Raw genomic sequence first — 23,378 nt, 5'->3', positions numbered from 1 at the left:
GGAGCACCCGCGACGTAGGGCGCGTGTGCTCGTGGAATCGATTACACCGACGGAGGGATGGAATCGATTACACGGCGGTAAATCAAGCCCCCGCCGGCACCTCTTGACCGGATCGTGATGTCGCGGGAGGCTCCCCGGCGGTTCAGGGTGGAGGGAGGAGGTCCGTTTCCACGGCGGATTCCACGGCGAGCGGAGGAGCCATGACGGCAGCGACTCGCGACGACGTGCCCGTCGCGCTCGGAGGCGAAGGCGTAGAGGTGCGCAACATGCCGATCGGGGGTGGTATGTCGATCAGCTACATCACCCTGCCCCAGGGCACGGACATGGGCCCGGCCCTCAAGGGGCTGCCCGACGACGCGTGCCAGTGCCCGCACTGGGGTTATCTGCTGAAGGGCCGGATCCGGATGCGGACGGCCACCGGCGAGGAGGAGTACGAGGCGGGGCAGGCGTACTACTGGGGCCCCGGCCATGTGCCGCTCGCCCTGGCGGACACCGAGCTGGTGGAGTTCTCCCCGGACGCGGACTTCAAGCAGGTGATCGACCACGTGGTGGCGCAGGCCGGGTGAGCCGGGGCTTGTGCCGCGCCGGTCCCGCGCTCACGGGCATCGCCTGTCCGGTGGTCCGCCCGGCGGACGCCGATGAGCTTCGCCGGTCCGGTGATTCTCCGGTCCCGCACACGATGGGTCTCGCCGGTCCGCTGATTCTCCGGTCCCGCACACGATGGGTCTCGCCGGTCCGGTGATTCGCCGGTCCCGCGCCGATGAGTTTTGCCGGTCCGGGCGGTCTCACTTGCATCGACCACAGGAGGAGCCTCGTGTCCCAGCTGCTGCGCGTACAGAACTTCAACGTCTCGAGTGACGGATTCGGTGCCGGTGAGGGCCAGAGCCTGGAGCGGCCCTTCGGCCACGCCGATCCCGGCACGATGTTCGCCTGGGCCGGGGCGACCGCGAGCTGGCCGAACCGCACCGACCCGGGCGGGAGCCGCGGCCTCGACGACTACTTGGTACGCGACTTCCACCACGACATCGGCGCCGAGATCATGGGCCGCAACAAGTTCAGTCCGCAGCGCGGTCCTTGGGAGAACCACGAGTGGCAGGGCTGGTGGGGCGACGAACCCCCCTTCCACACGCCCGTGTTCGTGATGACCCACCACGACCGCCCCTCCTTCACCCTCTCCGACACGACGTTCCACTTCGTCGGCGGGGATCTCGCCGAGGCCCTCGCCCAGGCGCGCAAGGCGGCCGGGGGCAAGGACGTCCGGCTCGGCGGCGGGGCGACGGTCATCCGGCAGTTCCTGGAGGCCGACCTGGTCGACACGCTGCACGTGGCGGTCTCGCCCGATGTGGTGCTCGGGTCCGGCTCACGGCTGTGGGAGTCCCCCGAGGAACTGCTCGACCGCTTCCACTGCGATGTGGTGCCGAGCCCGAGCGGGGTCGTTCATCACCTGTTCTGGCGGAAGTGACGGAAGATCAGACGCCTTGGCTGAAGTGGAGGCAGGTCAGGCGCCCTTGCCCCAGTCCAGGCGGTCGGCGAGTCCGGCGGCGGCGAAGGCGGCCGCCAGCTCGTCGCCCCCTTCAGTGAAGTGGGCCCAGCTGTCGTAGTGGACGGGGACCACGCGGCGGGCGCCGAGGACCTGTGCGGCCTCGGCGGCCATGGCGCTGTCCAGGACGAGGACTCGGTTGTCGAAGAGGACGGGGAAGCGGGGGGCGCCGGCGAAGAGGACGGCGGTGTCGACAGGTCCGAAGCGGCCGGCGATCTCGCGGACGGCGTCGAGTGAGGCGTTGTCGCCGCTGACGTAGACGGTGGGCAGGCCCTCGCCGGTCAGGACGAAGCCGACGACCTGGCCGGTGAACGCCTCGACCTGCTCACGGGGACCGGGGCCGTGCAGGGCAGGGACGCCGGTCACGGTGACCGTGCCGCCGCCGGGGCGCTCCAGCTCGACGGACTCCCAGTCGGCCAGGCCCCTGACCCTGTCCCCCAGGCTCTCGCGCAGACGCTCGCCGCCGCCGGGCGTGGTCAAGGTCAGGGGTATGCCGGCGAGCAGGGCCCGGCCCGAGGTGTCGAGGTTGTCGGCGTGCTCGTCGTGAGAGAGCAGCACCACGTCGACGCTGCCGAGGTCGGCGGGCGTGGCGGCGGCGGGCGCGGTCTTGGTCAGGAGCGGGCCCCCGGGCCGGGCGTAGTCACCGGGGGCGTCGAACGTCGGGTCGGTCAGGAAGCGCAGGCCGCCGTATTCGAAGTGGGCGGTCGGGCCGCCGAGGACGCGGACGGGGAAGTCGGCCGTCACGGGAACAGAAGACATGCAGCACCTCACGGATAGACGCGATCGAACCGTGAGATGACCGTAGCCGCTTCTCACGGATACGGGCAACCCTTAACATGAGAAACATGGAGGAGCCCGTGACCGAACAGCCCGCCCCGCCGCCCGCCCAGGGCGAGGAGGAGCACCCCTCGCTGGCCCTCGCCAACACCGCGATCGCACTGCCCGGCGGGCGCACGCTCGATCTCCTGGGCACCCCCGCGCAGGCGAACCACTGGCTGACCCAGCGCGGCCTCGCACCCGTCGACGCCGGCATGCGGGAGATGTGCGCGGCCCAGCTGCGGTCGCTGCGTGAACAGATCAGGTCGCTGTTCGCCGCCCGCACCGACGGCGTGCCGGCCCTGCCCGCCGCGGTGGCGGCCGTCAACGACGCGATGACCAGGGTCCCGACGGCCCCGCTGCTGCGGTGGGACGACACGACCGGCCCCTACCGCACGGCCCCCCATCCCACCACCGCCATCGTCGACCTCGCCCTGGCGACCCTCGCCGCGGACGCCGCCGACCTGCTCACCTCCCCCGCGGCCGCGCGCCTGACCGCCTGCGGCTCCCCTCCCTGCAACCGCTACCTGCTCCGCCACGGCCGCCGCCACTGGTGCTCCACCCGCTGCGGCGACCGCGCCCGCGCGGCCCGCGCGTACGCCCGGCGCAGCGATCCGCGCTGACCTCGCCCCGGTCATGGCCGGGACCTGTGGGCGAGCCGCGCCCCTCTGCTCTCCGCGACCCTCGTGACGTCCCGCAGCGACTCGCTGAGCCGCAGGGCCAGGTAGTGCAGCTCCGCGCCGGTCACTCGGCGCTCCCTGAGGAGTTCGGCGGCATGCCCGAGCAGATGGTCCGCCATGTCGATCTGCACGTCCTCGATCTCGTCGGCGAGCCGTGAGACGTAGCCGGTTCCGTCGCCCACGAGGTAGCACGGCCTGCCGTCGGCGCCGGTCCACGGCAACAGCCGCCGCCCGGCCACCGCGCGGTCGCGTTCTCCGCCGGTCATGCGCCTGCCTCCGCCATCAGGTAGGGGCGCACCAGTCGGTTGTCCTCTCCCCGGAGCGGACGCGCGTCGGGACGGCAGCAGGCCACCGGGCATGTGTACGGACTCGGGGATGGTGCCGCCGATCGCCGTCGCCTCCCCCGGGGAGGGAAAAGAATGCGGAGGAACGGTTCCAGGAGCCGGGCGATGAGGTCTACCACGTCTGTCTGCCTGCCCTCTCACCTGCGGTGACTGCGTTCTGTTCTGGATCACTCACAGAGTGGGGTCGGCGCTCGCTACGCTGCCAGGGGGTGGAGCTTGACATCGGGCTTGTCAAGAAGAGGGGTTGGCCGATGGAGGAACGCCGCATGCTTCGGACGCCGCGTCAGAAGTACGGGGAGGAGATGCGGCTGAGGCGGACCGCCGCCCGCCTCACCCAGGAGGAGCTGGGCGAACAGGTGGTGTGCTCACCCACGCTGATCAGTCACTTCGAGGCAGGCAGACGCCTCCCCAAGCCGGATGACGCTCAGCGCATCGACCGGGCGCTGGGGACGGACGGGTTCTTCGCGCGGTGGTTGGAGGACCTGGAGTCGCGCTACACCGACCATTTCGCGGCGGTGGCCGAGCTGGAGCAACTGGCAGCCCAGATCCAGCAGTTCGCACTCTCTCTGGTTCCCGGAGTGCTTCAGACCGACGACTACGCACGCGCCCTGTTCGGGGCCTACCGTCCCAACCACACGCCCGAGGAACTTGACGAGCTCGTTGTCATTCGAACGCAACGCCGCCGAATCCTTGACGGGCCAGCTCAGCCCGTCGTCTGGACGCTGCTCGACGAGGCGGTCCTCCGCCGTCGCGTCGGCGGACCGCAGGTCATGGCAGAGCAGTTGCACAAGGTCGCTGACATGGCCGAGTCAGGGCGGCTGCGCCTGCACGTCCTTTCCTACGGCGTGGGGGCGCACGCACTCATGCAGAGTCTGCTCACACTCATGACCTTCGAGGACTCGGCCCCGGTGGCCTACGTCGAAGGCTTCCAGACCGGCAACTTGATGGACGATCCGGCTCTGGTGAGTGCCTGTCAGACCGCCTACGCTCTGGCGCTGAGCGACGCGTTGTCGCAGCAGGAGTCACTGGCCCTCGTCAGGGCGGCAGCGGAGGAACATACGCATGATCGACAGTGAGCACATCGCTCTCACCGGCTGGTACAAGTCCAGCTACAGCGGCGGCGATCAAGGCGAGTGCCTCGAAGTCGCCCCCGGCCGCCCCGACCTCCCGGTACGAGACAGCAAGACCGCCCACGGGCCCGCCCTGGTCTTCTCGCATCGTGGCTGGACCGCGTTCGTCGCCGCCGTCAAGGACGGGCACATAGAGGCCTAGGAAGACCGCGCGAGGCCGAGCGGCGGGTAGCTCTTGCCGCCGCCGCGTTCGGCCGCCTCGATGTAGTCGGCGAGGGCGTCACGGGACTGCGCGAGGCTCGCCAGCTGGTCGTCCAGCCGCCGCAGTCGTGCCCGCATCGCGGCCAGCAACTCGGGACACCCGACCAGCGTCGGTGCCTCCCCCGCCGCGCAGGGCAGCAGATAGGCGATGTCCTCCGAGGACAGGCCGGCCCCGAGCAGGTGGCGGATCTGTTTCACGCGCAGCAGGGCGCTCTCGTCGTACTCGCGGTAGCCGTTCGCTCCGCGGGCCGGTTCCAGCAGGCCCTGGGACTCGTAGTAGCGCAGCTGGTGGGTGTTGACGCCCGTCCGTCGGCTCAGTTCCCCGATCCGCATCGACAACCTCGCTTGACCTTCACACCGGTATCAACGTCGACGATGCCGCCATGGACGACAACACCACAACACCCGTGACTGTCCTCGGACTTGGCCTGATGGGTCGGGCACTCGCCGGGGCGTTCCTGAAGGCAGGGCACCCCACGACCGTGTGGAACCGTACTGCAGGCAAGGCCGACCGGCTGGTGGCCGAGGGCGCGCGGTCGGCGCCGACCGTCGGCGATGCAGTCGAGCCCGGTCGCGCCGTTCGCGCAGCAGATCGCCGCCGGGGTGGCCACCTGGCTGCCGGGGTACGCCGAGCAGATCGACCGGGGCTCGTTCCCGGCCTAGGTGTCGTCGCTGGAGACCGACGTGCGGGCGATGGCGCATCTGATCGAGGAGAGCGAGGCGGCGGGGGTCGGCACCGAGCTGCCGAGGCTGATCAAGGCGATGGCCGATCGTGCGATCGCGGCCGGGCACGGCAAGGAGCAGTACCCGGTGCTGATCGAGGAGTTCGGCAAGCCCGGCGCCCGCTGACCGGCCCCGGGCGCCGGTTCCTGACCGGCAGGTCTACGACAACACCCCTGACCGGCACGGGTGCTGTCGCAGACCTGCCAGCCGACCCCCAGGGACGCCTGCTGGAGTGAGCGGAACGCGCTGCCTCCCACAGGACGGATCGCCATGCCCACACCCACCGCCGCCTCGGTCCGCGACCGGCCCTCGTCCCCCCGGCCCTCGCGAGGAGGGTGGGCGGCCGTGGTGTCCGTGACCCTCGGGATCTTCGCCATCGTCACCACCGAGATCCTGCCGATCGGCCTGCTGACCTCCATCGGAGCCGACTTCACCGTCTCGGACGGGATGGCCGGGCTGATGATGACCATGCCCGGCTTCCTGGCGGCGATCGCCGCTCCGCTGGTCACCACGGCCACGGCACGCCTCGACCGCCGCCTGATGCTGTGCGTGTTCACGCTCCTGCTGGCCCTGGCGAACTTCCTCGCCGCGGCGGCCCCCGACTACTGGCTCGTACTGGTCTCCCGGGTCATGGTCGGCATCACGATCGGCGGCTTCTGGTCGATCGGAGCCGGGTTGGCGGAGCGTCTGGTGCCGCCGCGATCGGCCGACAGGGCGACGGCCGTGATCTTCTCCGCGGTGCCCCTGGGATCGGTACTGGGCGTCCCGGCGGGCACCCTCGTCGGCAACCTCGCCGGATGGCGGACGGCCTTCACCGTCATGGGGGTCCTCACGCTCGGCGTGCTGGTCATGCTGCTCCGGCTCGTGCCACCGCTCCCCCCGGTCCGGGCCACCCGCCCGAGCGTCCTCGGCGGCCTCCTGCGGACCACCGGCATCCGCCTCGCGCTCCTGCTGACGTTCCTCGTGGTGCTGGCCCACTTCGGCGCCTACACCTACGTGACCCCGTTTCTGGAGCGGGTCACCCACGCCGACGGCGGCACGGTCACCGCTCTCCTGCTGCTCTACGGGGCCGCGGGCATCCTCGGCAACGGACTGGGCGGAGCCTGGGTGGCCCGGCGCCCGCGCACCGTCTTCGGCATCGCCGCGGCCCTGATCGCCGCGGCGACCTTCCTGCTTCCGGTCCTCGGCCGCTGGGACGCGGGCGCGGTGGCGCTGCTGCTCGTGTGGGGCGCCGCGTACGGCGCCGTGCCGGTCGCCTCGCAGACCTGGTTCTCCAGGGCGGCCCCGGACGCCCCGGAGGCGGCTTCGGTCCTGTTCACGGCCTCCTTCCAGGCGACCATCTCGACCGGCGCGCTCCTCGGGGGCGTCGTCCTGGACCGCACCTCACCGGCCACGCTCATGCTGCTGTGCGGTGGCACCGCGTCGCTCATGGTCCTGGCCGTGGCGGTCCGGCCCGTCGGCGACTGACCCTCACGCCGAGTCGTTCAGCAACCTGCTCAGGTGCTCACGCCCGGCCTCCAGGAGGTCGGGCAACGGCGGCGCCGCCTCGTACCAGCGCTTCTCGTACTCCCAGCAGAGCCAGCCGTCCCAGTTGTGGCGGGAGAGGACCTCGACGCATTCGGCCAGGGGCAGCACGCCCGCGCCGAGCGGCAGGGGGGTGGTGTCCTCGACGGAGGCGATGTCCTTGACCTGGACGTAGCCGAGGTGGGGGGAGAGCGCCGCGTAGGTCTCGGAGGGCTGTTCGCCGCCGAGCCAGGTGTGCATCACGTCCCAGAGGGCGCCGACCTGGCGGTGGCCCACGAGGCCGAGGATCCGCATGGCGTCGGCGGCGGTGCGGTGGGAGTCGTGGGTTTCGAGGAGGATGCGCACGCCCAGGTCGCCCGCGTACTCGGCGGCCGTGCCCAGCCGCCGGGCGGCCGTCGCGTCGGCCTCCTCGGGGGTCTGGACGTCCAGGTCGCCGCCGGGGAACACCCGGACGTACGGGGCACCGAGGTCGCGGGCCAGGTCGAGGAGGGCGCGGATCTCGGCCAGGACGGGCTCGTCGTCGCCCGGCGCGGCGACCCGTGCGTAGCCCGCCAGGCCCAAAAGCTCTACGCCCGCTCCCTTGAACTCGGCCGCGACGTCCGCCCGTTCGGCGGGGCCGAGGCCGGTGTGGACCGGTTCCTCGGGATGGGTGCGCAGCTCCACGCCGTGATAGCCGTGGGCGGTCGCGAGCCGCAGGACGTCGGGCAGGGGCAGGCCGGGGACACCGAGGGTGGAGAACGCCAGCTTCATGTGGACGGACCCTACCCGGCACCCCCGCCCACGACTCCTCTCCGTCACTCCTGTGTTGCGTCAAGATCCAGCCGCCAGTCCTGGCCGGTCAGGTCCTGGCCGAAGGAGTGGTGCGGTTTCTCCGCCACCAGCACGAAACCGTGGCGCCGGTAGATGCGGCGGGCCGCGGTGAGGATGTCGTTGGTCCACAGCACGACCTCGCGGTAGCCGGCCTCGCGGGCGAAGTCCACGAGCGCACCGACCAGGCGGTCGCCGATGCCGAGTCCGCGCGCGTCCGGCTCGACGAGCAGCAGCCGCAGGCGGGCGGCGCCGGGTGCGTCGTCCCGTACGCACATCGCGCACCGTTCCTAAAGACTGAGCGGGAGTGAGTCCTGTTGCCAGGGCTCATGCTCAGCCGGACATCCCGAACGGTGTTGGGTGTCCTGGTTGCCCGCTTTCGCTCCGCGTCCGGCGTGCACGGATCGTGTCCGTGGTCCGGGAATGCGGGGGCGGGGTTCCTCACGCCCCGGGGCCACCGAGCCGGCCTGGACGGTCCGATGCCCCTGCTCATCACTCCGGTGAGCAGGGGGCGGTGCCGTCCGTCGCCGGACCGGGTGCCCCAGGGCGCGCCTGCCGATCGCCACGGCGGCCGCATCGTGGCGAGTGGTTTTACGCTTCTTGGTGGTGAGGGGTTTCTGCCAGTGCTGGGCGCCCCAGCGGCTGGTGTAGGCCGGGTCGACGGAGATGATGGTGATGCCGAGTTCGGCCGCCATCGACACCAGCCGTGCCCGCAGCCTGGAGGTGGGCATACCGGAGATCAGCTTGCGGAACGTCTTGCGGCGGCCGTGCTTCTCGCGCGTCTTCTCCGCGGTGAAGTCGAGATCCTCGACCGCGATCGCAAGGCCATGCCGCCTGGCGAAGTACAGCAGGCGGATCAGGGCGTGGCGGATCTGGGCGTCGCGATGGGCGGCGGTGCCGGACAGGTCGTAGCCGAAGCGGACAGGTCGGCCGATGGGGTTGCCGTGGGTGTCCAGGCGCCAGGCGGACAGGTGGTCGGCGTTGGTGTCGACACCGACCAGCCCGCCCGTGTGGGCCGTGGCCAGCGGCACGGTCTTGACCGGGGGGATCGTCCAGGACGCGGTCAGGTACCAGCGCCCACGTGTGGTGTCTTCATGGATGCGGTAGGCGACGGCCCGGTTGGTCTGGATGCGGTCGGCCCACTGCTCACCCCGGTGCGCGAACGCCACCGTCGCGGCGAGCACATACCGGCCGTGCGGGGCGTTCGCCAGATGCGCCAACGGCGCGGGGAGCTTGAGTGAGACCTCGCCGTCGGGCGTGACGCGGATCGTCTCGTTGCCGAACCGCTTGCCTGACTCGCCGTCCGCGGCAAGGAACCGGCGCCCGGCCCGCCACCGTGCGCGCCACTGTTCCTCGGTGAGACCGGCGGCCCGCAGATGGTGGCGGGTGTTCGACAGCCGCTTCCCGCCGCGCACCACGCCCACGCGTCCGGCTTCCCAGTCCGCCCGCGCCGCGTCGAGCCGGCCGGTCAGCACGTGCAGGCGACGCGTCTTGGAAAACCACTCCCGCTTGCTGCGGTAGCCGCCCGCAGCCCGCCTGCTGCCCGCCTCGCCGACCGGCAGGGACAGCCGATGCTCAATCGTGCGCACACTCGCCTGAAGATTCTGAATGTGCGCGAGCTGACCACGCCGGGCCAGCGCCCACTGATCATGAGAGGCCTTCGTGATGCTGCCCGCCCAACGGGAGGACGACTCCATCGTCAGGGCCCGCTTGCGCTCGGCCCACAGCTCGGCGTCGTGCTCCAAGCCGGCCACGCACCGCGCCTTCAGGTCCCGGGAGGCCAGCGTGCCCAGATGGTCACCTACCAGGCGCAGCAGGCGTTCGTCCTCGGCGGTCAGGTACTTGAGCCGGTCACGAACCGCGACCCCGGAAGGGCCGGGCACCACGAACGGCGCTCCGATCTTCCGCAGGCCGCTCAATCCCCTCACCCCCGCCCCGCGCCAGCTGCCCCATCCCTACAGCGCGCTCAACGACCCCCACGCGCAAAGGTCACACATTCGACAGGAGAACCTACGTTCACGCGCATGAGGCCGCACCTTCCACAGCCCGACCACTCACTCATATGCACCTCAACACGCCTATGCACAGTCAGCCGCCAGCAGCTCACAGCCCCCGGGTCTTTGACTCAGTCAGAGATACCGACGGGTCGAGCCTGGGCCGCCCAGGACCGCTGTACTAGGCCTCGGCGGCGCGGTACACGCACACCTGGGCGCCGGTCTTGGCGGTGGTGGTGGAGATCAGCTCCATCGGGCGCTTGGTGCCGTCCGTCGGGAAGATCGACTTGCCGCCGCCGAGGATCACCGGCATCACGACGAGCTGGAGTTCGTCGACCAGGCCCTCCGACAGCAGCGTCCGCACCAGGGTCGGGCTGCCCATCATGGCGATCTCGCCGCCCTCGGCCTCGTGCAGCTCCCGGATGCGGGCGACGGCCCGGTCGCCGGGGATGAGGGCGGAGTTGTTCCAGGTCAGGTCGCTCTCGCTGAGGGTGCTGGAGACGACGTACTTCTTCAGGGAGTTCATCCGGTCGGCGAAGGGGTCCCCGGCGCGCTCGGGCCAAGCCCCCGCCATCGTCTGGTACGTCCGCCGCCCGAACAGCAGCGCGTCGGCTCTGGCCAGCCCGGCGTCGAAGGCGCCGCCCAGCACCTCCTCGTCGAAGTAGGGGTGGGACCAGCCGCCGTGCGCGAAGCCGCCGTCCATGTCCTCCTGGGGCCCGCCCGGGGCCTGTACGACGCCGTCCAGGCTGATGAACTCGGTGATGACGATGCGCATGGGACTCACTCCGCTTTCTCGTTCGGGAGAGGTGGCCTCGGTGACGGCACTACAGACCGGTGTACGGCACGGAACTCATCGCAAAAGGCGAATAAGGCAAACAGTACGGCGGGTTGGTGTCGCCGACGGGTGGCTGTGAGTCGGTTTCTCCGCTGGATGGCGGCGACTGCATGTGCCGCGTCCACGCCACCCTCGGTGGCCTGCTGGGAACACCCGAGTGGCGAGCGGGACTGATGTCAGGGAGCCGAGTCGGATCCGCCGCCCCCGCCGACGGCACCGCCGGCCGACCGGATCAGTGCTCGGGCCTCGTCCTCCAGGCCGTCGGGGGACTCCCGCGGTGCGGCCGACAGCTTCGAGAGCCTCGGCGAGGACTGCAAGCGCTACTTCGGTCCGAACGACCGCCGGGCCCTGGACGCCTTCGACGCCATGGCCCGGTGGATCGCATCACCCTCTTGACCTACGGCTCGCTTCGTCCTCCCCGGCAGGAGAGACCTGGGCAGCCGCAGGCCAAGAGAACCTCAGGCCCGCGGCACCCCGGAGGACCCGCGCACCATCAACTCCCCCCGCACCGAGGCGATGCCCCCGGGCGGAGCCTCCTCTCGGCCCATCGCGATGCGCCCGGCTCGGGCCCCGGCTTCGGCCAGCGGCAGCCGCACGGTCGTCAGCGAAGGCACCGCGTCCATGCTGAACGGCAGGTCGTCGAAGCCCGCCACCGACACGTCCTCCGGGATCCGCAGCCCCGAGTCCCGCAGCGCGGCGCACGCGCCCAGCGCGACGGAGTCGTTCGCCGCGACGACCGCCGTCAGCGACGGGTCACGCCGCATCAGCTCCAGCGTCGCCTCGTAGCCGGACCGCCGGTCGTAGCGCCCGTGCACCGTCCATCGCGGGTCCTCCTCGATGCCGTGCGCGGCCAGCGCGTCCCGGTGGCCCTCCAGCCGGTGCCGGGTGGTCGTCCGCTCCTCCGGGCCCGCGATGTACCCGAGCCGCCGGTGCCCCAGCCCGATGAGGTGCTCGGTCAGCTCCTGCCCGCCGCCGCGGTTGTCGAAGGTCAGCGCGATCGCCCCGGTGTCCGGCGCCTGCGGCCGTCCGCACAGCACGACCCGCGTCCCGGCCTCGATCAGCTTCCGCACCTTCATGTCCATGGCCGCCTTGTGCGGCGCGTCCTCGATCGCCCCGCCGGTCAGCACCACGGCCGCCGCCCGCTGCCGCTGCAGCAGCGTGAGGTACGTCAGCTCCCGTTCGGGAGAGCCGCCGGTGTTGCAGACCACCGCGAGTCTCTCCCCGCCCGCGCGTCCGCCCGGCCCGCCGATCTCGCCCTGGATCGCGCTCGCCATGATCCCGAAGAACGGGTCGGCGATGTCGTTCACCAGGATTCCGACCAGGTCGGAGGTGGCGGCGGCCAGGGCGCTCGCGGGCCCGTTGAGCACATAGTCCAGCTCGTCCACGGCCTTCAGCACCCGCTCGCGGGTGGAGGCCGCCACGGGGTAGTTCCCGTTCAGCACGCGCGACACCGTCGCGGGTGAGACCTGTGCGCGGGCCGCCACATCCGCCAGGGTCACCGTCATCTCGTCGTCCTCCGGTCGCGCATCTCGTCTCCGCCCTCGTACACACTCAGACCACAGGCCATGGTTCCGAGCGGAACAGCAGGTAGACCGCCGCTGCCCTGACGAACCCATGGCCATGGTTCCGAGCAGACCTTAAGCCCCCGACCCCCTGTTGTTCGCCCCCTCGAACAACTCGTCCTGGTCACGGTCTTGTCCGGACCAGGGTTCAGAGGCTAGCTTCTTCGTATATAGAAAGCGCTTGCTGCAACGCTCACCAGTCCCACGGCCGGCCCACGGGCCGCCTGTGAGAGGTGGGGCGTACGCGGCGCGACGACCGCGTACGAAGGGAACGACGTGACACGCAAGACGGTGCGTATCGCCATGAACGGCGTGACCGGGCGCATGGGCTACCGCCAGCACCTGGTCCGCTCCATCCTCGCCCTCCGCGAGCAGGGCGGCCTCGACCTCGGCGACGGCACCGTGCTGTGGCCCGAGCCGATCCTGGTCGGCCGCCGCGAGCACGCGCTGAAGGCGCTGGCCGAGCAGCACGGGCTGGAGCACGTCTCGACGGACGTGGACGCGGTCCTCGCCGACGAGACGGTGGACATCTACTTCGACGCGCAGGTCACCTCCGCCCGCGAGGAGGCCCTGAAGAAGGCCATCGCGGCCGGCAAGCACATCTACACCGAGAAGCCCACCGCCACCGGTCTCGACGGCGCCCTGGAGCTCGCCCGGCTGGCCAACGAGGCCGGCATCAAGCACGGCGTCGTCCAGGACAAGCTCTTCCTCCCGGGCCTGCTGAAGCTGAAGCGCCTCATCGACGGCGGCTTCTTCGGACGGATCCTCTCGATCCGCGGCGAGTTCGGCTACTGGGTCTTCGAGGGCGACTGGCAGCAGGCCCAGCGCCCCTCCTGGAACTACCGGTCCGAGGACGGCGGCGGCATCGTCGTCGACATGTTCCCGCACTGGGAGTACGTGCTGCACGAGCTGTTCGGCCGGGTGAAGTCCGTCCAGGCGCTCACCGCCACGCACATCCCGCAGCGCTGGGACGAGAACGACAAGCCGTACGACGCGACCGCCGACGACGCCGCCTACGGCGTCTTCGAGCTGGAGGGCGGCGCGATCGCCCAGATCAACTCCTCCTGGGCCGTCCGCGTCAACCGCGACGAGCTGGTGGAGTTCCAGGTCGACGGCACCGAGGGCTCCGCGGTCGCGGGCCTGCGCAACTGCCGTGTCCAGCACCGCAGCGCCACCCCCAAGCCGGTCTGGAACCCGGACATCCCCGCCACGGAGGTCTTCCGCGACCAGTGGCAGGAGGTCCCGGACAACACCGAGTTCGACAACGGCTTCAAGGCCCAGTGGGAGCTGTTCCTCAAGCACGTCTACGCCGACGCCCCCTACCACTGGGACCTGCTGGCCGGTGCCCGCGGTGTGCAGCTGGCCGAGCTGGGCCTGAAGTCCTCGGCCGAGGGCCGCCGTCTCGACGTGCCGGAGATCGCGCTGTGACGATCCGACTCCCCGGCGCCGGCGGGGCGTTGCGGACCTACGAGCCCCGCACCGAGCCCCTGGCCGTGACCCCCGGCACGCCCTTCACCTCCCGCACGGTCTTCTCGGCGGCGCACGTCGTCGCCGACCCGTTCGCGGACGTCTCCCCCGACTCGCCCGCAGCGGTCGACTGGGACGCCACCCTCGCCTTCCGCCGCCACCTGTGGTCCCACGGGCTGGGCGTCGCCGAGGCCATGGACACCGCCCAGCGCGGCATGGGCCTGGACTGGGCGGGCGCGGCCGAACTGATCCGCCGGTCGGCGGCCGAGGCCAAGTCGGTCGGCGGCCGGATCGCCTGCGGCGTGGGCACCGACCAGATCACCTCCGGTTCGCTCGCGGAGGTCCGCGCGGCCTACGAGGAGCAGCTCGCGGTCGTCGAGGAGTCCGGCGCGCAGGCCATCCTGATGGCGTCCCGGGCACTCGCGGCGGCGGCCTCAGGCCCCGAGGACTACCTGGAGGTCTACGGCCATCTGCTGCGCCAGTCGGCCGAGCCGGTGGTCCTGCACTGGCTGGGCCCGATGTTCGACCCGGCCCTGGAGGGCTACTGGGGGTCGGCCGACCTGGACGCGGCGACGGACACCTTCCTGGAGGTCATCGCCGCCCACCCCGACAAGGTCGACGGCATCAAGGTCTCCCTGCTGGACGCCCAGCGCGAGATCGACATCCGCCGTCGGCTCCCCAAGGGCGTGCGCTGCTACACGGGCGACGACTTCAACTACCCCGAGCTGATCGCGGGCGACGAGCAGGGCTTCAGCCACGCGCTGCTCGGTATCTTCGACCCGCTGGGTCCGTTGGCGGCTCAGGCGGTCCGCGCCCTGGACACCGGCGATGTGCAGGGCTTCCGCGATCTGCTGGACCCCACGGTCGGGCTCTCCCGGCACCTGTTCCAGACCCCGACCCGCTTCTACAAGACGGGTGTGGTCTTCCTGGCCTGGCTGGCGGGCCACCAGTCGCACTTCACGATGGTCGGCGGCCTGCAGTCGGCCCGCTCGCTGCCGCACTTCGCGACGGCGTACGAACTGGCCGACGGGCTGGGGCTGTTCCCCGACCCGAAGCTGGCGGAGGAGCGGATGAAGACGCTGCTGAGCATGTACGGGGTGCACCAGTGAGCGAGTCGCTGGAGCGCTTCTCCATCAACCAGATGACGGTGAAGCAGCTCTCTTTGCCGGAACTGGCGGACGGCTGCGCCCGGTTGGGCATCCGCAACGTGGGGCTCTGGCGCGAGCCGGTGCAGGCGCACGGCCTGGAGGCCACCGCCAAGCTGGTCCGGGACGCCGGACTGACGGTGACGACGTTGTGCCGGGGCGGCTTCTTCACGGCGATCGACCCGGCGGAGCGCGCCGAGGCACTGGCGGACAACCGCCGTGCGATCGACGAGGCGGCCATCCTGGGCACGGACACGCTGGTCCTGGTCTCGGGCGGGCTGCCCGCGGGCTCCAAGGACCTGCACGGCGCCCGGGAGCGCATCGCTGACGCCCTCGCGGAACTCGGCCCCTACGCGGAGCGGCACGGCGTCCGCCTCGCCATCGAGCCGCTGCACCCCATGTACGCCTCGGACCGCTGTGTGGTGTCGACCCTGGCCCAGGCCCTGGACCTCGCCGAACGCTTCCCGGCGCAGCAGGTCGGCGTCACGGTCGACACGTACCACATCTGGTGGGACGACACCGCGCCCGCGCAGATCGCCCGGGCCGGTGCGGGCGGCCGCATCCACACCTTCCAGCTCGCCGACTGGACGACTCCCCTCCCGGAGGGCGTCCTCACCGGCCGCGGTCAGATCGGCGACGGGTCGATCGACATGCGCGAGTGGCAGGACCACGTGGAGGCGGCCGGTTACACCGGTGCCATCGAGGTGGAGCTGTTCAACGACGTCCTGTGGGCCCGGGACGGCCAGGAGGTCCTGGCGGAGACGGCGCAGAGGTTCACCGAACACACCCGTTGACCGGCCCCACACCGGGCCGCTGCCCCGCCCCGTCGACCAGGGGGGCGGGGCAGCGGCGTGTCGGGCCCGCGCCGAGGGGAACCGAGCGGCGGGTGACGAGGCACGCGCACCCGCGGAGCAAGGACAGACGCAGGGGCACGCGCACCGGAGAAGCAGAGCCAGACGCAGGAGCACGCGCACCGGAGGAGCAAGGACAGACGCAGGGGCACGCGCACCCGGAAGGCAGGCCGGCGTGTCCGGGCGGTCCGTGTCGCTCCGGATGCAGCCACCCCCCGGGCGTGACACGCTTTTCCCAAGGACTCGGCCGGTCGCAGTGCTCTCTCTTCACCTCGCCCCGATTCGAAAGAGCAGCCATGGCTGACTTCCTCGTCAACACCACCAAGTCCGGCGACCAGCTCCAGCCCGCCGTCGACGCCCTGTTCGGCACGCAGTTCCTGGAGCTGTGGTCGGACGAGAGCGACTTCGTCATCAAGGGCCGGTTCCTGGGGGACGACGGCGACAAGCTGGGGGACGAGTTCGCGGTCAGTACGCAGCCGGCGGACGGGCCGGGGGTGCGGCCGCTGTGGCCGTCCGTGCTGTCCGCCGGGATCAGCGGCCAGTTCGCCGTGTGGCTGGAGACCCCGTTCGACACGCCGGGCCCCAGCCCGTGCGTGAAGCTCCAACGGTTCACCGAGGGCCGGAAGTCCGGGCCCGGGACGCTGGTCACGGAGGATGCGGATCCGCAGGTCAGGCCGTGCCTCGCGTTCATGATCGACGGTGGCGTGCTGGTCACCTGGGCGAGCCGGCACCCCGACCGGCGCATCCGCGCGCGGCGCTTCCACGCGGACGGCGGCCCCGCGACACCGGAGTTCACGGTCAGCACCACCGAGGGCTTCCACGAGAAGCCCGCCGCATCCATCCTCACCAACGGCAACGTCGTCGTCGCGTGGTCGACGGACCCCTCGTCGATCGGCGGCGGCCGACTCACCCTGCGGTTCTTCGACTTCGAGGGCAACCCGCTGGGCGGGGAGATCCAGCCCGACGTCGGCGGCTTCACCGGGGTCAACGCGATCACCCTGCTCGACAGCGGACGCTTCGTCGTCGCGCACATCGAGGGCATCCAGCCCAGCGACCTGGGCAAACCGCAGACGACGGTGGCCGCGAGCATCTTCCAGCCGGACGGCACGGAGACCTTCGACATCACGGCCGGGAACCCCAGGGGCGTCACCCGGAGCTCCCCGGCCCTGTCCCGGCTGCCGAACGGACGCTTCCTGATGGCGTGGGTCGAGGAGAGCGCGGACACGCACGACACCGTGCCGACGGTGATGGCCAAGGTCTGCTCGGAGAGCCAGGGTTCACTCGGCGACCCGGTGCGGGTCAGCACGGCGGACCCCGGGCACCGGTCCCACACCTGCGCCGCGACGGCCTTCGGCAACGGCCCGGAGAGCGTGCTGATCACCTGGGACGACGACAGCCACCTGGACGGCGACACGGGCTTCGGCGTACGGGCCCGCACCTTCCACGTCAGCCCGCCGGGGATGCTGGTCGAGGCGTCCTGACAGCGGCCGTCGGGCCCTGGGACACCGCGGGTGCGGTGCCGCGCGGTGCGAGGGACGCCAGTCCCACCCCGCCCACCGGCAGCGCCGCCGCGCACCACCGCAGGGGGCTCACCGGTGCACCCAGGAACAGGAACGCCGACGGCATGCCGAAGACCGGGACCAGGAGGGAGAACGGGGCCACGGTGGAGGCGGAAGGGTGCCGCCGACCTCGCCGTCGCGCACGACTGGGACATCGCGCCGCTGCCCGCCCCGCCGGGCCTGGAGCAGGCGGTCATCGGCGACGACCTGTGCGACCTGCTCGTCCCCGAGGGGCACGCTTCGCCGGGCGGGCCGCCGTACGGCGGGAGGAGCTGGGCGGGGAGCGGTGGATCTGCCAGCCGCCGGGGCGCGTCTGCCACGACTGGCTGCTGCGGACGCTGCGCACGGCCGGGCACGAGCCGGACATCGTCCACCAGGCCGACGAGAATCCCACCCTCGTGGCCCTGGTCGCGGCCGGGCCGGGTGTCGCGCTCATCCCCCGGCTGGGGCGCGGGCCGCTGCCCGCCGGGGTGGTGGAGGTGCCGGACCCGATGCCGGTGCGGCGGCTGTACGCGCTGTGGCGGGCGGGGGCGGCCCGGCGTCCGGCCATCGTGGAAACCGTACGGGTGCTCGGCGAGCAGTGGCCGGAAGTGACGGCTCATCCGCCCCGTTGACCTCCTGGTGTCCCCTGCGTCCCGACTTGCGGAAATCCGGGCCGAGTCGGGAACCCGGGGCGGACCGGCCCCGTCCAATCGCAGGCCGTCGGAGAGTCACCACGGTGCGGTGTCGGCCCTCGCCACTGGCTGCGATCGCTGACCACCCTCTCCGCCGTACCGCGGCCGGCGGCACCCGCCGCCATCGGCGCGCCCCCCCTTCCATCGCGCCGGTGGCGGCCCCTTCGCGGTTGCTGCGCGTTCCCTTGACTGGCAGAAACTTCCCGGATATTCGTGACGTCTTGGAAGTTTCCTTCAGTGGATCCGAGCGGATCACCTCCGGAAGGAGCGCACGTGCAGGACACCGGCACGGGAAGCACGGGAAACACCGCACAGCCCTCCAGACGTACCGTCCTCGCCGCCACGGCCGGCGTCACCGCCGCCCTCGCGGCCGCCGGGCCCGCGCACGCCACCGCCCAGGACGACAGCCGGCTGCGCGCCCTCGTCTCCCGCATGACGCTTCAGGAGAAGGTCGGCCAGCTCTTCGTCATGCGGGTCTACGGCCACTCCGCCACCGCCCCCGACCAGGCCGACATCGACGCCAACCTCAAGGAGATCGGGGTCCGCACGGCCGCCGAGCTGGTGGCGAAGTACCGGGTCGGCGGCATCATCTACTTCACCTGGGCGCACAACACCCGCGAGCCGCACCAGATCGCCGAGCTGTCCAACGGCATCCAGAAGGCCTCCCTCGAACTGCCGCGCGGGCTGCCGGTGCTCATCTCCACCGACCAGGAGCACGGGATCGTCGCCCGGGTGGGCGAGCCCGCCACGCTGTTCCCCGGGGCCATGGCCGTCGGCGCGGGCGGGTCCCGGTCCGACGCGCGCACCCTCGGCCGGATCGCGGGCGCCGAGCTGCGGGCGATGGGCATCCGGCAGGACTACTCCCCCGTGGCCGACGTGAACGTCAACCCGGCCAACCCGGTCATCGGCGTACGGTCCTTCGGCGCCGACCCGCGGGCGGCGGCCGGGCTGGTGGCGGCCGAGGTCGCCGGGTACCAGGGGTCCGGGGTCGCCGCGACCGCCAAGCACTTCCCCGGCCACGGGGACACCAACGTGGACAGCCACACCGGCTTCCCCACCGTCACGCACAGCCGGGAGCTGTGGGAGAAGCTGGACGCACCGCCGTTCCGGGCGGCCATCGCCGCGGGCATCGACTCGATCATGACCGCGCACCTGATGGTCCCGGCCCTCGACGACTCCGGCGACCCGGCCACCCTCTCCCGCCCGATCGTCACCGGCATCCTGCGCGAACGCCTCGGCTACGACGGGGTCGTGGTCACCGACTCCCTCGGCATGGAGGGCGTACGGACCAAGTACGGCGACGCCCGGGTGCCGGTGCTCGCGCTGAAGGCGGGTGTGGACCAGCTCCTCAACCCGCCCGACCTGGACCTCGCGTGGAACGCCGTCCTGACGGCGGTGCGCGAGGGCGAGCTCACGCAGGCCCGGCTCGACGCGTCGATCCTGCGGGTGCTGCGGCTGAAGTCCAAGCTGGGGCTGTTCCGTTCGCCGTACGTCAGTCACGGCGGTGTGGACCGGGCCGTCGGGACCCGGGCGCACCGGGCGGCGGCGGGCCGGATCGCCGAGCGGACCACCACGCTGCTCGTCAACGAGGGGCGGCTGCTGCCCCTGTCGCGGCGCCGGCACCCCAGGGTGCTGGTGGTCGGCGCGGATCCGGCCTCGCCGTCGGGCACGACCGGCCCGCCCACGGGCGTACTCGCCGGCGCGCTGGGCGAACTGGGCTTCACCGCCACGGCCCTGTCGACCGGTACGGCCCCGTCCGCCGCGACCGTCGCCCAGGCGGTCGCGGCGGCGCGGGAGGCGGACGCGGTGGTCGCCGCCACGTACAACGTGACCGCGAACAGCGGCCAGAAGACGCTGGTGGAGCAGCTCGTGGCGACCGGCAGGCCGGTCGTGGCGGTGGCGATCCGCAATCCGTACGACGTGGCCCGGCTGCCGTCCGTGCGGGCCTGCCTGGCCGCCTACTCCTGGACCGACGTCGAACTGCGGGCCGTCGCACGGGTGATCGCCGGGCGGGTGAGGCCGCGCGGGAAGCTGCCTGTGCCGGTGCAACGGGCGGATGATCCGGAACAGGTGTTGTACCCCATCGGCTACGGGCTGTCGTACTAGACGTACGCCAAAGACCGTGCGCACCACCCCCAACGTGCGCAAACCGCCCTGTGTGCCTGGCGTGCGCCCGCTACGGCGGGTCACGCTGGGCGAGCACACTCGGGGGGTCGGCGATGCGTGAGCGAAGTCTTGTGGGGGTGGTCTGCGGGCTCCTGGTTCTGATCGGCGCGCTGCTGACCGGCTGCCAGAGTCCGTCGGGAGGCGTGGCGAAGGACGGCAGGCTGGGCGAGTCGGCGACCGGCAGGACCGGGACCGCCACGGTGTCGCCGGTGCCGACCCGGCCCTCCGGGTACGGGGCGGTGTTCCTCGCGGTCGGCGAGTGCTCCTCGTTCGGTACGACGAGCTTCACCGAGGTGCCGTGCACCGGTGAACGGGCGGCGGCCCGGGTCGCGGCGCGGCACGACGGCACGGTGCGGGACGGGCCGCGCTGCCCCTCGGCCACCGACTTCGTGCTGCACATCAGCGAGCAGCGGCCCGCGTTGGACGAGGACGGCGACGGGACGGTCCCGCAGGGCTATGCCTGTATGCGCAACCTCCAGCCGCCGCATCCCGGTGACCCGGGCGGCGGGGGCGGGCCCCGCACGATCGTCGGCGACTGCGTCTACGACTCCGGCGACGGGAAGGTCCACGAGACGGCCTGCGACGGCACGGGCGAGCGGCAGCCGCAGTACGAGGTGGTCCGGGCGGTCGCCGAGCGGTCCGACTGCCCCGGCCCGACCGCCCTGTACGTCCGGCTGGGCGGGAAGCGGCCCGTGGGGTGCGCCCGGCCGCTGTGAGCGGGGGCGGGCGTCCGCGATCGACCGCCTCAACCCATCAGCCCCCTGCGCGACAGCCGTCGCCGGGCCTCGGCCATCTGGTCGCGGACGTGCTCCGGGGGCAGGTCTGCCGCCAGCCGGGCCAGTTCCTCGAAGCTCGACAGATAGGTTCCGCCGCTGTCCTCGCCCCGCAACTCCCGCTCCCGCTCCACGAACGGCCGGACGGCCTTCCAGACCGAGACGATCCGGGTGCGCAGGACCGTGACCAGCAGTGTCTGGTCGAGCAGTCCGAAGACGGCGAGGTTGGCGAATGACTGGTAGTAGTACACGACGCTGCAGAAGGCCGCCTTGGCCTCGGCCGGTAACCCGCGTACTCCGTCCTGCGGGTCGTGCTCGGCTGCCAGGCGGGTGCAGACGTAGTCGTGCTGCTCGTGGAACTCCGCGGACCGGAACTCCCTGAGCAGGTCGATCAGCACCGATATGTGGTTGGCGTGCTTCGCGGTGCGGGCCTGCCGTGCGCTGAACACGATGGAGGTCACCACTGCGACGACGGCGATGGCCGTGGTCACGACGTTGAAGACGACAGAGCTGTCCATCCGGTCACCGTACGGAGCATTCACCGCGAGCGCAGGGACATGCGAACCGCCCCTCGGTCCGCAGGCCGAGGGGCGGTCGTGTGCGGGCAGCGGGCGGTTACGGGCGCAGCGTCATCTCACGCTGCACGTCCCGCTTGTCGAGCTTGGCGTCGAACTTCGCCAGCGGCTTCGCCGCCTGCGGGTCGGCCTGCACCGCACCGGGGGCGACGCCGGCCCAGTCGAGGATGCGGGCGGTGGCGAGGGCCTTCTGCGCCGGCACGAGGCCCGCGACGTTGGCGCCGTGGTTCATGCCGGGGGCGGTGAAGACGTAGGAGTCCTTCGCCCCCTTGCCGACGCGGAACGGCTCCGCGCCCCACGGGTCGTTCTGGCCGTAGACGAACAGCATGTGGCGGGCGTTGTGCCGGACCCAGGTGTCCACATCACGCATCGCCGACGGCTGGAACTTCATCGGGATGTCCCGGGGGACGAAGTTCCGGGGCGGCTGGTAGCCGTAGCGGATGTACCGCTTCTCGACGTGCGGGAACTGGATGGTCGGCGCGCCGAGCTGGGTGCCGGCCTGGTAGTAGTACGGCGTGTAGGTGGTGAGGCCCTGGTCGGCGTAGGCGGAGAAGCCGGAGATCGTGTCGACGGAGTCCCAGATCGCGTCGTCGGTGGCGTTCTTCGCGTCGGCCGGGATCTTGTCGCAGTCGGACAGCAGGCTGTACTGCCAAAAGCCCCACACGTAGTCGAGGACGGTGGCCTCGTAGGCCTTGTCCAGGCTGCCGATGGTGGTGAAGGTGAGGCCGTTCTCCTCGGCGTAGGCGGCGTACTTCTTCTCCAGCGGCTCGCGGCGCACCAGCGCCTCGCGCTGCACGGCGTTCAGCCGGTCGCGGCACTCCTCGGTGCCGACCCGGGCGAAGAAGCGGTCGTAGGCCGAGTCCTCCTTGTTCACCACGTCGTTGGGGGCGACGTAGGCGACGACGCCGTCCATGTCCCGGGGGTAGAAGCGCTCGTAGTAGGTGGCGGTCATGCCGCCCTTGGAGCCGCCCGTGGAGATCCACTTCTTGCCGTAGATGCCCTTCAGCGCCTTGAAGACGCGGTGCTGGTCGCTGGCGGCCTGCCAGATGTCCAGCTTGGACCAGTCGGCCGGGGCGGGCCGGGACGGGGTGAAGAAGCGGTACTCCAGGGAGACCTGGTTGCCGTCCACGATCTGGGTGGGCTCGCTGCGGCGGGGTGTCGTGGAGACGTTGTAGCCGCTGGTGAAGAACACCGTCGGGCGCGAGACGTCCTTGTGCAGCACGGTGATGCGCTGCTGGAACGTGCCCTTGGAGGGCTTGTGGTGGTCGACCGGCTGCGTGTAGTTCAGGACGAAGAAGCGGTAGCCGGTGTACGGCTTCTCCTCCACCAGGCTCATGCCCGGTATGGAGAGCAGTCTCTCCTTGATGTCGGTGGTGCTGTCGGTGCCGGCGGCGTCGGCGGCGGTGGCCGCTCCCGCCGTGCCCAGTGTGCCTATGAGCACCGTGAGCGCCAGCAGCCATCTGAGCGCCTTGCGCATGCGCACTCCCCTGTGAGACTGATGTGCGCCGGAAGCTAGCGGACCAACTCACCGGAGCACCAGGGGACATAGGGAAAACCCTGTGCGCGGGGGCGTGTCACCGGGCGGGTGTCAGCACATGATCCAGCCGGAGCTGAACTTCCCCCTGCCGACCTGGCCCTTGAGCCAGACGCAGCGGCGCCCGGCGTGCACGGTCACCGGGCCCGCGTGGTGGGCGTACTTGCCCTGGTCCACGACCGGTCGGTTGCCGCGCGCCTGCACGCTCACCGACATCGTGCGCTTGGCGCCGGGCTTCTTGGTGAGGGTGACGGCACAGACGTAACCGCCGCGCTTGTAGACGAGCACGGTCCCCGTGGAGAACGGCAGGGTGCGGACCTTGCGCCCGGGACAGAGCGCGAAGGTCGCGGCCTGCGCCTCGCCCGGGGCCGCGACGGCGAGCAGCCCGGAGGCGGTCAGCACGGCCAGCCCGAGCGCGAGCCGCCGGCGTATGGCTCCACTGTGCACTGTCGTCCTCCCGTACCGCGTCCTCCGCGAC

At 71.5% G+C, this 23,378-nt stretch carries 23 protein-coding genes and 4 pseudogenes; 15 read left to right on the top strand and 12 right to left on the bottom strand.

The window, feature by feature from the left end; translation table 11 throughout:
* The first annotated feature begins 200 nt into the window (after nt 1-200).
* Complete coding sequence (locus FDO69_RS12465; RefSeq protein ID WP_104779842.1) at nt 201-566, top strand: cupin domain-containing protein; 366 nt, start codon at nt 201-203, stop codon at nt 564-566.
* Nucleotides 567-814: 248 nt separating this feature from the next.
* Nucleotides 815-1,462 (top strand): dihydrofolate reductase family protein, encoded by a 648-nt coding sequence (locus FDO69_RS12460; protein WP_104779841.1) that lies wholly within the window; start codon nt 815-817, stop codon nt 1,460-1,462.
* Between the two features lie 36 nt (nt 1,463-1,498).
* On the opposite strand, the gene FDO69_RS12455 is transcribed toward FDO69_RS12460, so the two are convergent.
* Complete coding sequence (locus FDO69_RS12455; protein WP_104779840.1) at nt 1,499-2,299, bottom strand: MBL fold metallo-hydrolase; 801 nt, start codon at nt 2,297-2,299, stop codon at nt 1,499-1,501.
* 86 nt (nt 2,300-2,385) lie between these two features.
* Between FDO69_RS12455 and FDO69_RS12450 the strand changes: the two genes are divergently transcribed.
* Complete coding sequence (locus FDO69_RS12450) at nt 2,386-2,979, top strand: ABATE domain-containing protein (protein ID WP_104779839.1); 594 nt, start codon at nt 2,386-2,388, stop codon at nt 2,977-2,979.
* 11 nt (nt 2,980-2,990) lie between these two features.
* On the opposite strand, the gene FDO69_RS12445 is transcribed toward FDO69_RS12450, so the two are convergent.
* Nucleotides 2,991-3,302 carry a hypothetical protein gene (locus FDO69_RS12445; RefSeq protein ID WP_104779838.1) on the bottom strand — a complete coding sequence of 104 codons (312 nt, stop codon included), beginning with the start codon at nt 3,300-3,302 and terminating at the stop codon, nt 2,991-2,993.
* Nucleotides 3,303-3,631: 329 nt separating this feature from the next.
* Between FDO69_RS12445 and FDO69_RS12440 the strand changes: the two genes are divergently transcribed.
* Together FDO69_RS12440 and FDO69_RS12435 are read left to right on the top strand one after the other, a co-directional pair.
* Nucleotides 3,632-4,456 (top strand): helix-turn-helix domain-containing protein, encoded by an 825-nt coding sequence (locus FDO69_RS12440; RefSeq protein WP_104780016.1) that lies wholly within the window; start codon nt 3,632-3,634, stop codon nt 4,454-4,456.
* On the top strand, nt 4,443-4,652 hold the full coding sequence (locus tag FDO69_RS12435) for a DUF397 domain-containing protein (protein ID WP_104779837.1): 210 nt from the start codon (nt 4,443-4,445) through the stop codon (nt 4,650-4,652). The genes FDO69_RS12440 and FDO69_RS12435 overlap by 14 nt, the downstream gene beginning before the upstream one ends.
* Here the strand turns inward: FDO69_RS12435 and FDO69_RS12430 are convergent.
* The gene (locus FDO69_RS12430; RefSeq protein ID WP_104779836.1) at nt 4,649-5,044 is read right to left on the bottom strand and encodes a MerR family transcriptional regulator; all 396 of its coding nucleotides are present in this window, start codon (nt 5,042-5,044) and stop codon (nt 4,649-4,651) included. The two genes, FDO69_RS12435 and FDO69_RS12430, sit on opposite strands and share 4 nt — an antisense overlap.
* 50 nt (nt 5,045-5,094) lie before the next feature.
* Between FDO69_RS12430 and FDO69_RS43025 the strand changes: the two are divergent.
* The 3 genes and pseudogenes from FDO69_RS43025 to FDO69_RS12420 all read left to right on the top strand — a co-directional run.
* A pseudogene (locus tag FDO69_RS43025) lies at nt 5,095-5,274 on the top strand (NAD(P)-binding domain-containing protein); the annotation flags it as partial.
* Nucleotides 5,275-5,374: 100 nt separating this feature from the next.
* Nucleotides 5,375-5,560 (top strand): imine reductase family protein, encoded by a 186-nt coding sequence (locus FDO69_RS43020; protein ID WP_234387924.1) that lies wholly within the window; start codon nt 5,375-5,377, stop codon nt 5,558-5,560.
* A gap of 144 nt (nt 5,561-5,704) precedes the next feature.
* Nucleotides 5,705-6,901, top strand: coding sequence for an MFS transporter (locus FDO69_RS12420; protein WP_104779835.1), 1,197 nt, complete (start codon nt 5,705-5,707; stop codon nt 6,899-6,901).
* A 3-nt stretch (nt 6,902-6,904) separates the two neighbouring features.
* Here FDO69_RS12420 and FDO69_RS12415 read toward each other — a convergent pair whose 3' ends face one another.
* From FDO69_RS12415 to FDO69_RS12395, 5 genes and pseudogenes are all read right to left on the bottom strand, one after another.
* Nucleotides 6,905-7,708 carry a sugar phosphate isomerase/epimerase family protein gene (locus tag FDO69_RS12415; RefSeq protein WP_104779834.1) on the bottom strand — a complete coding sequence of 268 codons (804 nt, stop codon included), beginning with the start codon at nt 7,706-7,708 and terminating at the stop codon, nt 6,905-6,907.
* A gap of 44 nt (nt 7,709-7,752) precedes the next feature.
* Nucleotides 7,753-8,049, bottom strand: a pseudogene (locus tag FDO69_RS12410) (GNAT family N-acetyltransferase); the annotation flags it as partial.
* A 6-nt stretch (nt 8,050-8,055) separates the two neighbouring features.
* A complete protein-coding gene (locus FDO69_RS12405) occupies nt 8,056-9,684 on the bottom strand; it encodes an IS200/IS605 family element transposase accessory protein TnpB (protein ID WP_104779833.1) in 1,629 nt (542 codons plus the stop codon).
* A 256-nt stretch (nt 9,685-9,940) separates the two neighbouring features.
* Nucleotides 9,941-10,534: a dihydrofolate reductase family protein gene (locus FDO69_RS12400; RefSeq protein WP_104779832.1), complete on the bottom strand. Its 594-nt coding sequence runs from the start codon at nt 10,532-10,534 to the stop codon at nt 9,941-9,943.
* Nucleotides 10,535-11,052: 518 nt separating this feature from the next.
* Nucleotides 11,053-12,099: a LacI family DNA-binding transcriptional regulator gene (locus FDO69_RS12395; RefSeq protein ID WP_104779831.1), complete on the bottom strand. Its 1,047-nt coding sequence runs from the start codon at nt 12,097-12,099 to the stop codon at nt 11,053-11,055.
* 333 nt (nt 12,100-12,432) lie between these two features.
* Here FDO69_RS12395 and FDO69_RS12390 point away from each other — a divergent pair, with 333 nt between their 5' ends.
* The 4 genes from FDO69_RS12390 to FDO69_RS12375 all read left to right on the top strand — a co-directional run bounded on the left by FDO69_RS12390 (nt 12,433) and on the right by FDO69_RS12375 (nt 17,100).
* Nucleotides 12,433-13,584 (top strand): Gfo/Idh/MocA family protein, encoded by a 1,152-nt coding sequence (locus FDO69_RS12390; RefSeq protein ID WP_104779830.1) that lies wholly within the window; start codon nt 12,433-12,435, stop codon nt 13,582-13,584.
* Complete coding sequence (locus FDO69_RS12385; RefSeq protein WP_104779829.1) at nt 13,581-14,732, top strand: dihydrodipicolinate synthase family protein; 1,152 nt, start codon at nt 13,581-13,583, stop codon at nt 14,730-14,732. Before FDO69_RS12390 ends, FDO69_RS12385 begins: the two co-directional genes overlap by 4 nt.
* Before the next feature lie 32 nt (nt 14,733-14,764).
* Complete coding sequence (locus tag FDO69_RS12380; RefSeq protein WP_104780015.1) at nt 14,765-15,562, top strand: sugar phosphate isomerase/epimerase family protein; 798 nt, start codon at nt 14,765-14,767, stop codon at nt 15,560-15,562.
* 353 nt (nt 15,563-15,915) lie between these two features.
* Nucleotides 15,916-17,100: a hypothetical protein gene (locus tag FDO69_RS12375; RefSeq protein ID WP_104779828.1), complete on the top strand. Its 1,185-nt coding sequence runs from the start codon at nt 15,916-15,918 to the stop codon at nt 17,098-17,100.
* On the opposite strand, the pseudogene FDO69_RS41895 reads toward FDO69_RS12375, so the two are convergent.
* Nucleotides 17,066-17,305: pseudogene (locus FDO69_RS41895) on the bottom strand (EamA family transporter); the annotation flags it as partial. The gene FDO69_RS12375 and the pseudogene FDO69_RS41895 sit on opposite strands and share 35 nt — an antisense overlap.
* Here FDO69_RS41895 and FDO69_RS12365 point away from each other — a divergent pair.
* The 3 genes and pseudogenes from FDO69_RS12365 to FDO69_RS12355 all read left to right on the top strand — a co-directional run.
* Nucleotides 17,293-17,792: pseudogene (locus FDO69_RS12365) on the top strand (LysR substrate-binding domain-containing protein); the annotation flags it as partial. The pseudogenes FDO69_RS41895 and FDO69_RS12365 sit on opposite strands and share 13 nt — an antisense overlap.
* Nucleotides 17,793-18,125: 333 nt before the next feature.
* A complete protein-coding gene (locus FDO69_RS12360; protein ID WP_104779827.1) occupies nt 18,126-19,958 on the top strand; it encodes a glycoside hydrolase family 3 protein in 1,833 nt (610 codons plus the stop codon).
* A gap of 113 nt (nt 19,959-20,071) precedes the next feature.
* Complete coding sequence (locus FDO69_RS12355; RefSeq protein ID WP_104779826.1) at nt 20,072-20,734, top strand: hypothetical protein; 663 nt, start codon at nt 20,072-20,074, stop codon at nt 20,732-20,734.
* A 29-nt stretch (nt 20,735-20,763) separates the two neighbouring features.
* On the opposite strand, the gene FDO69_RS12350 is transcribed toward FDO69_RS12355, so the two are convergent.
* The 3 genes from FDO69_RS12350 to FDO69_RS12340 all read right to left on the bottom strand — a co-directional run bounded on the left by FDO69_RS12350 (nt 20,764) and on the right by FDO69_RS12340 (nt 23,347).
* On the bottom strand, nt 20,764-21,309 hold the full coding sequence (locus tag FDO69_RS12350; protein WP_104779825.1) for a DUF4760 domain-containing protein: 546 nt from the start codon (nt 21,307-21,309) through the stop codon (nt 20,764-20,766).
* Between the two features lie 97 nt (nt 21,310-21,406).
* Entirely contained in the window at nt 21,407-22,843 is a 1,437-nt protein-coding gene (locus FDO69_RS12345) for a S28 family serine protease (protein WP_104779824.1), read from the bottom strand.
* 111 nt (nt 22,844-22,954) lie between these two features.
* A complete protein-coding gene (locus FDO69_RS12340; RefSeq protein WP_104779823.1) occupies nt 22,955-23,347 on the bottom strand; it encodes a hypothetical protein in 393 nt (130 codons plus the stop codon).
* Between the last annotated feature and the right edge of the window lie 31 nt (nt 23,348-23,378).

Source organism: Streptomyces tibetensis, from assembly GCF_007655005.1.
Taxonomy (GTDB): Bacteria; Actinomycetota; Actinomycetes; order Streptomycetales; family Streptomycetaceae; genus Streptomyces; species Streptomyces tibetensis.
This window is presented reverse-complemented; position numbering and strand designations above follow the sequence as displayed.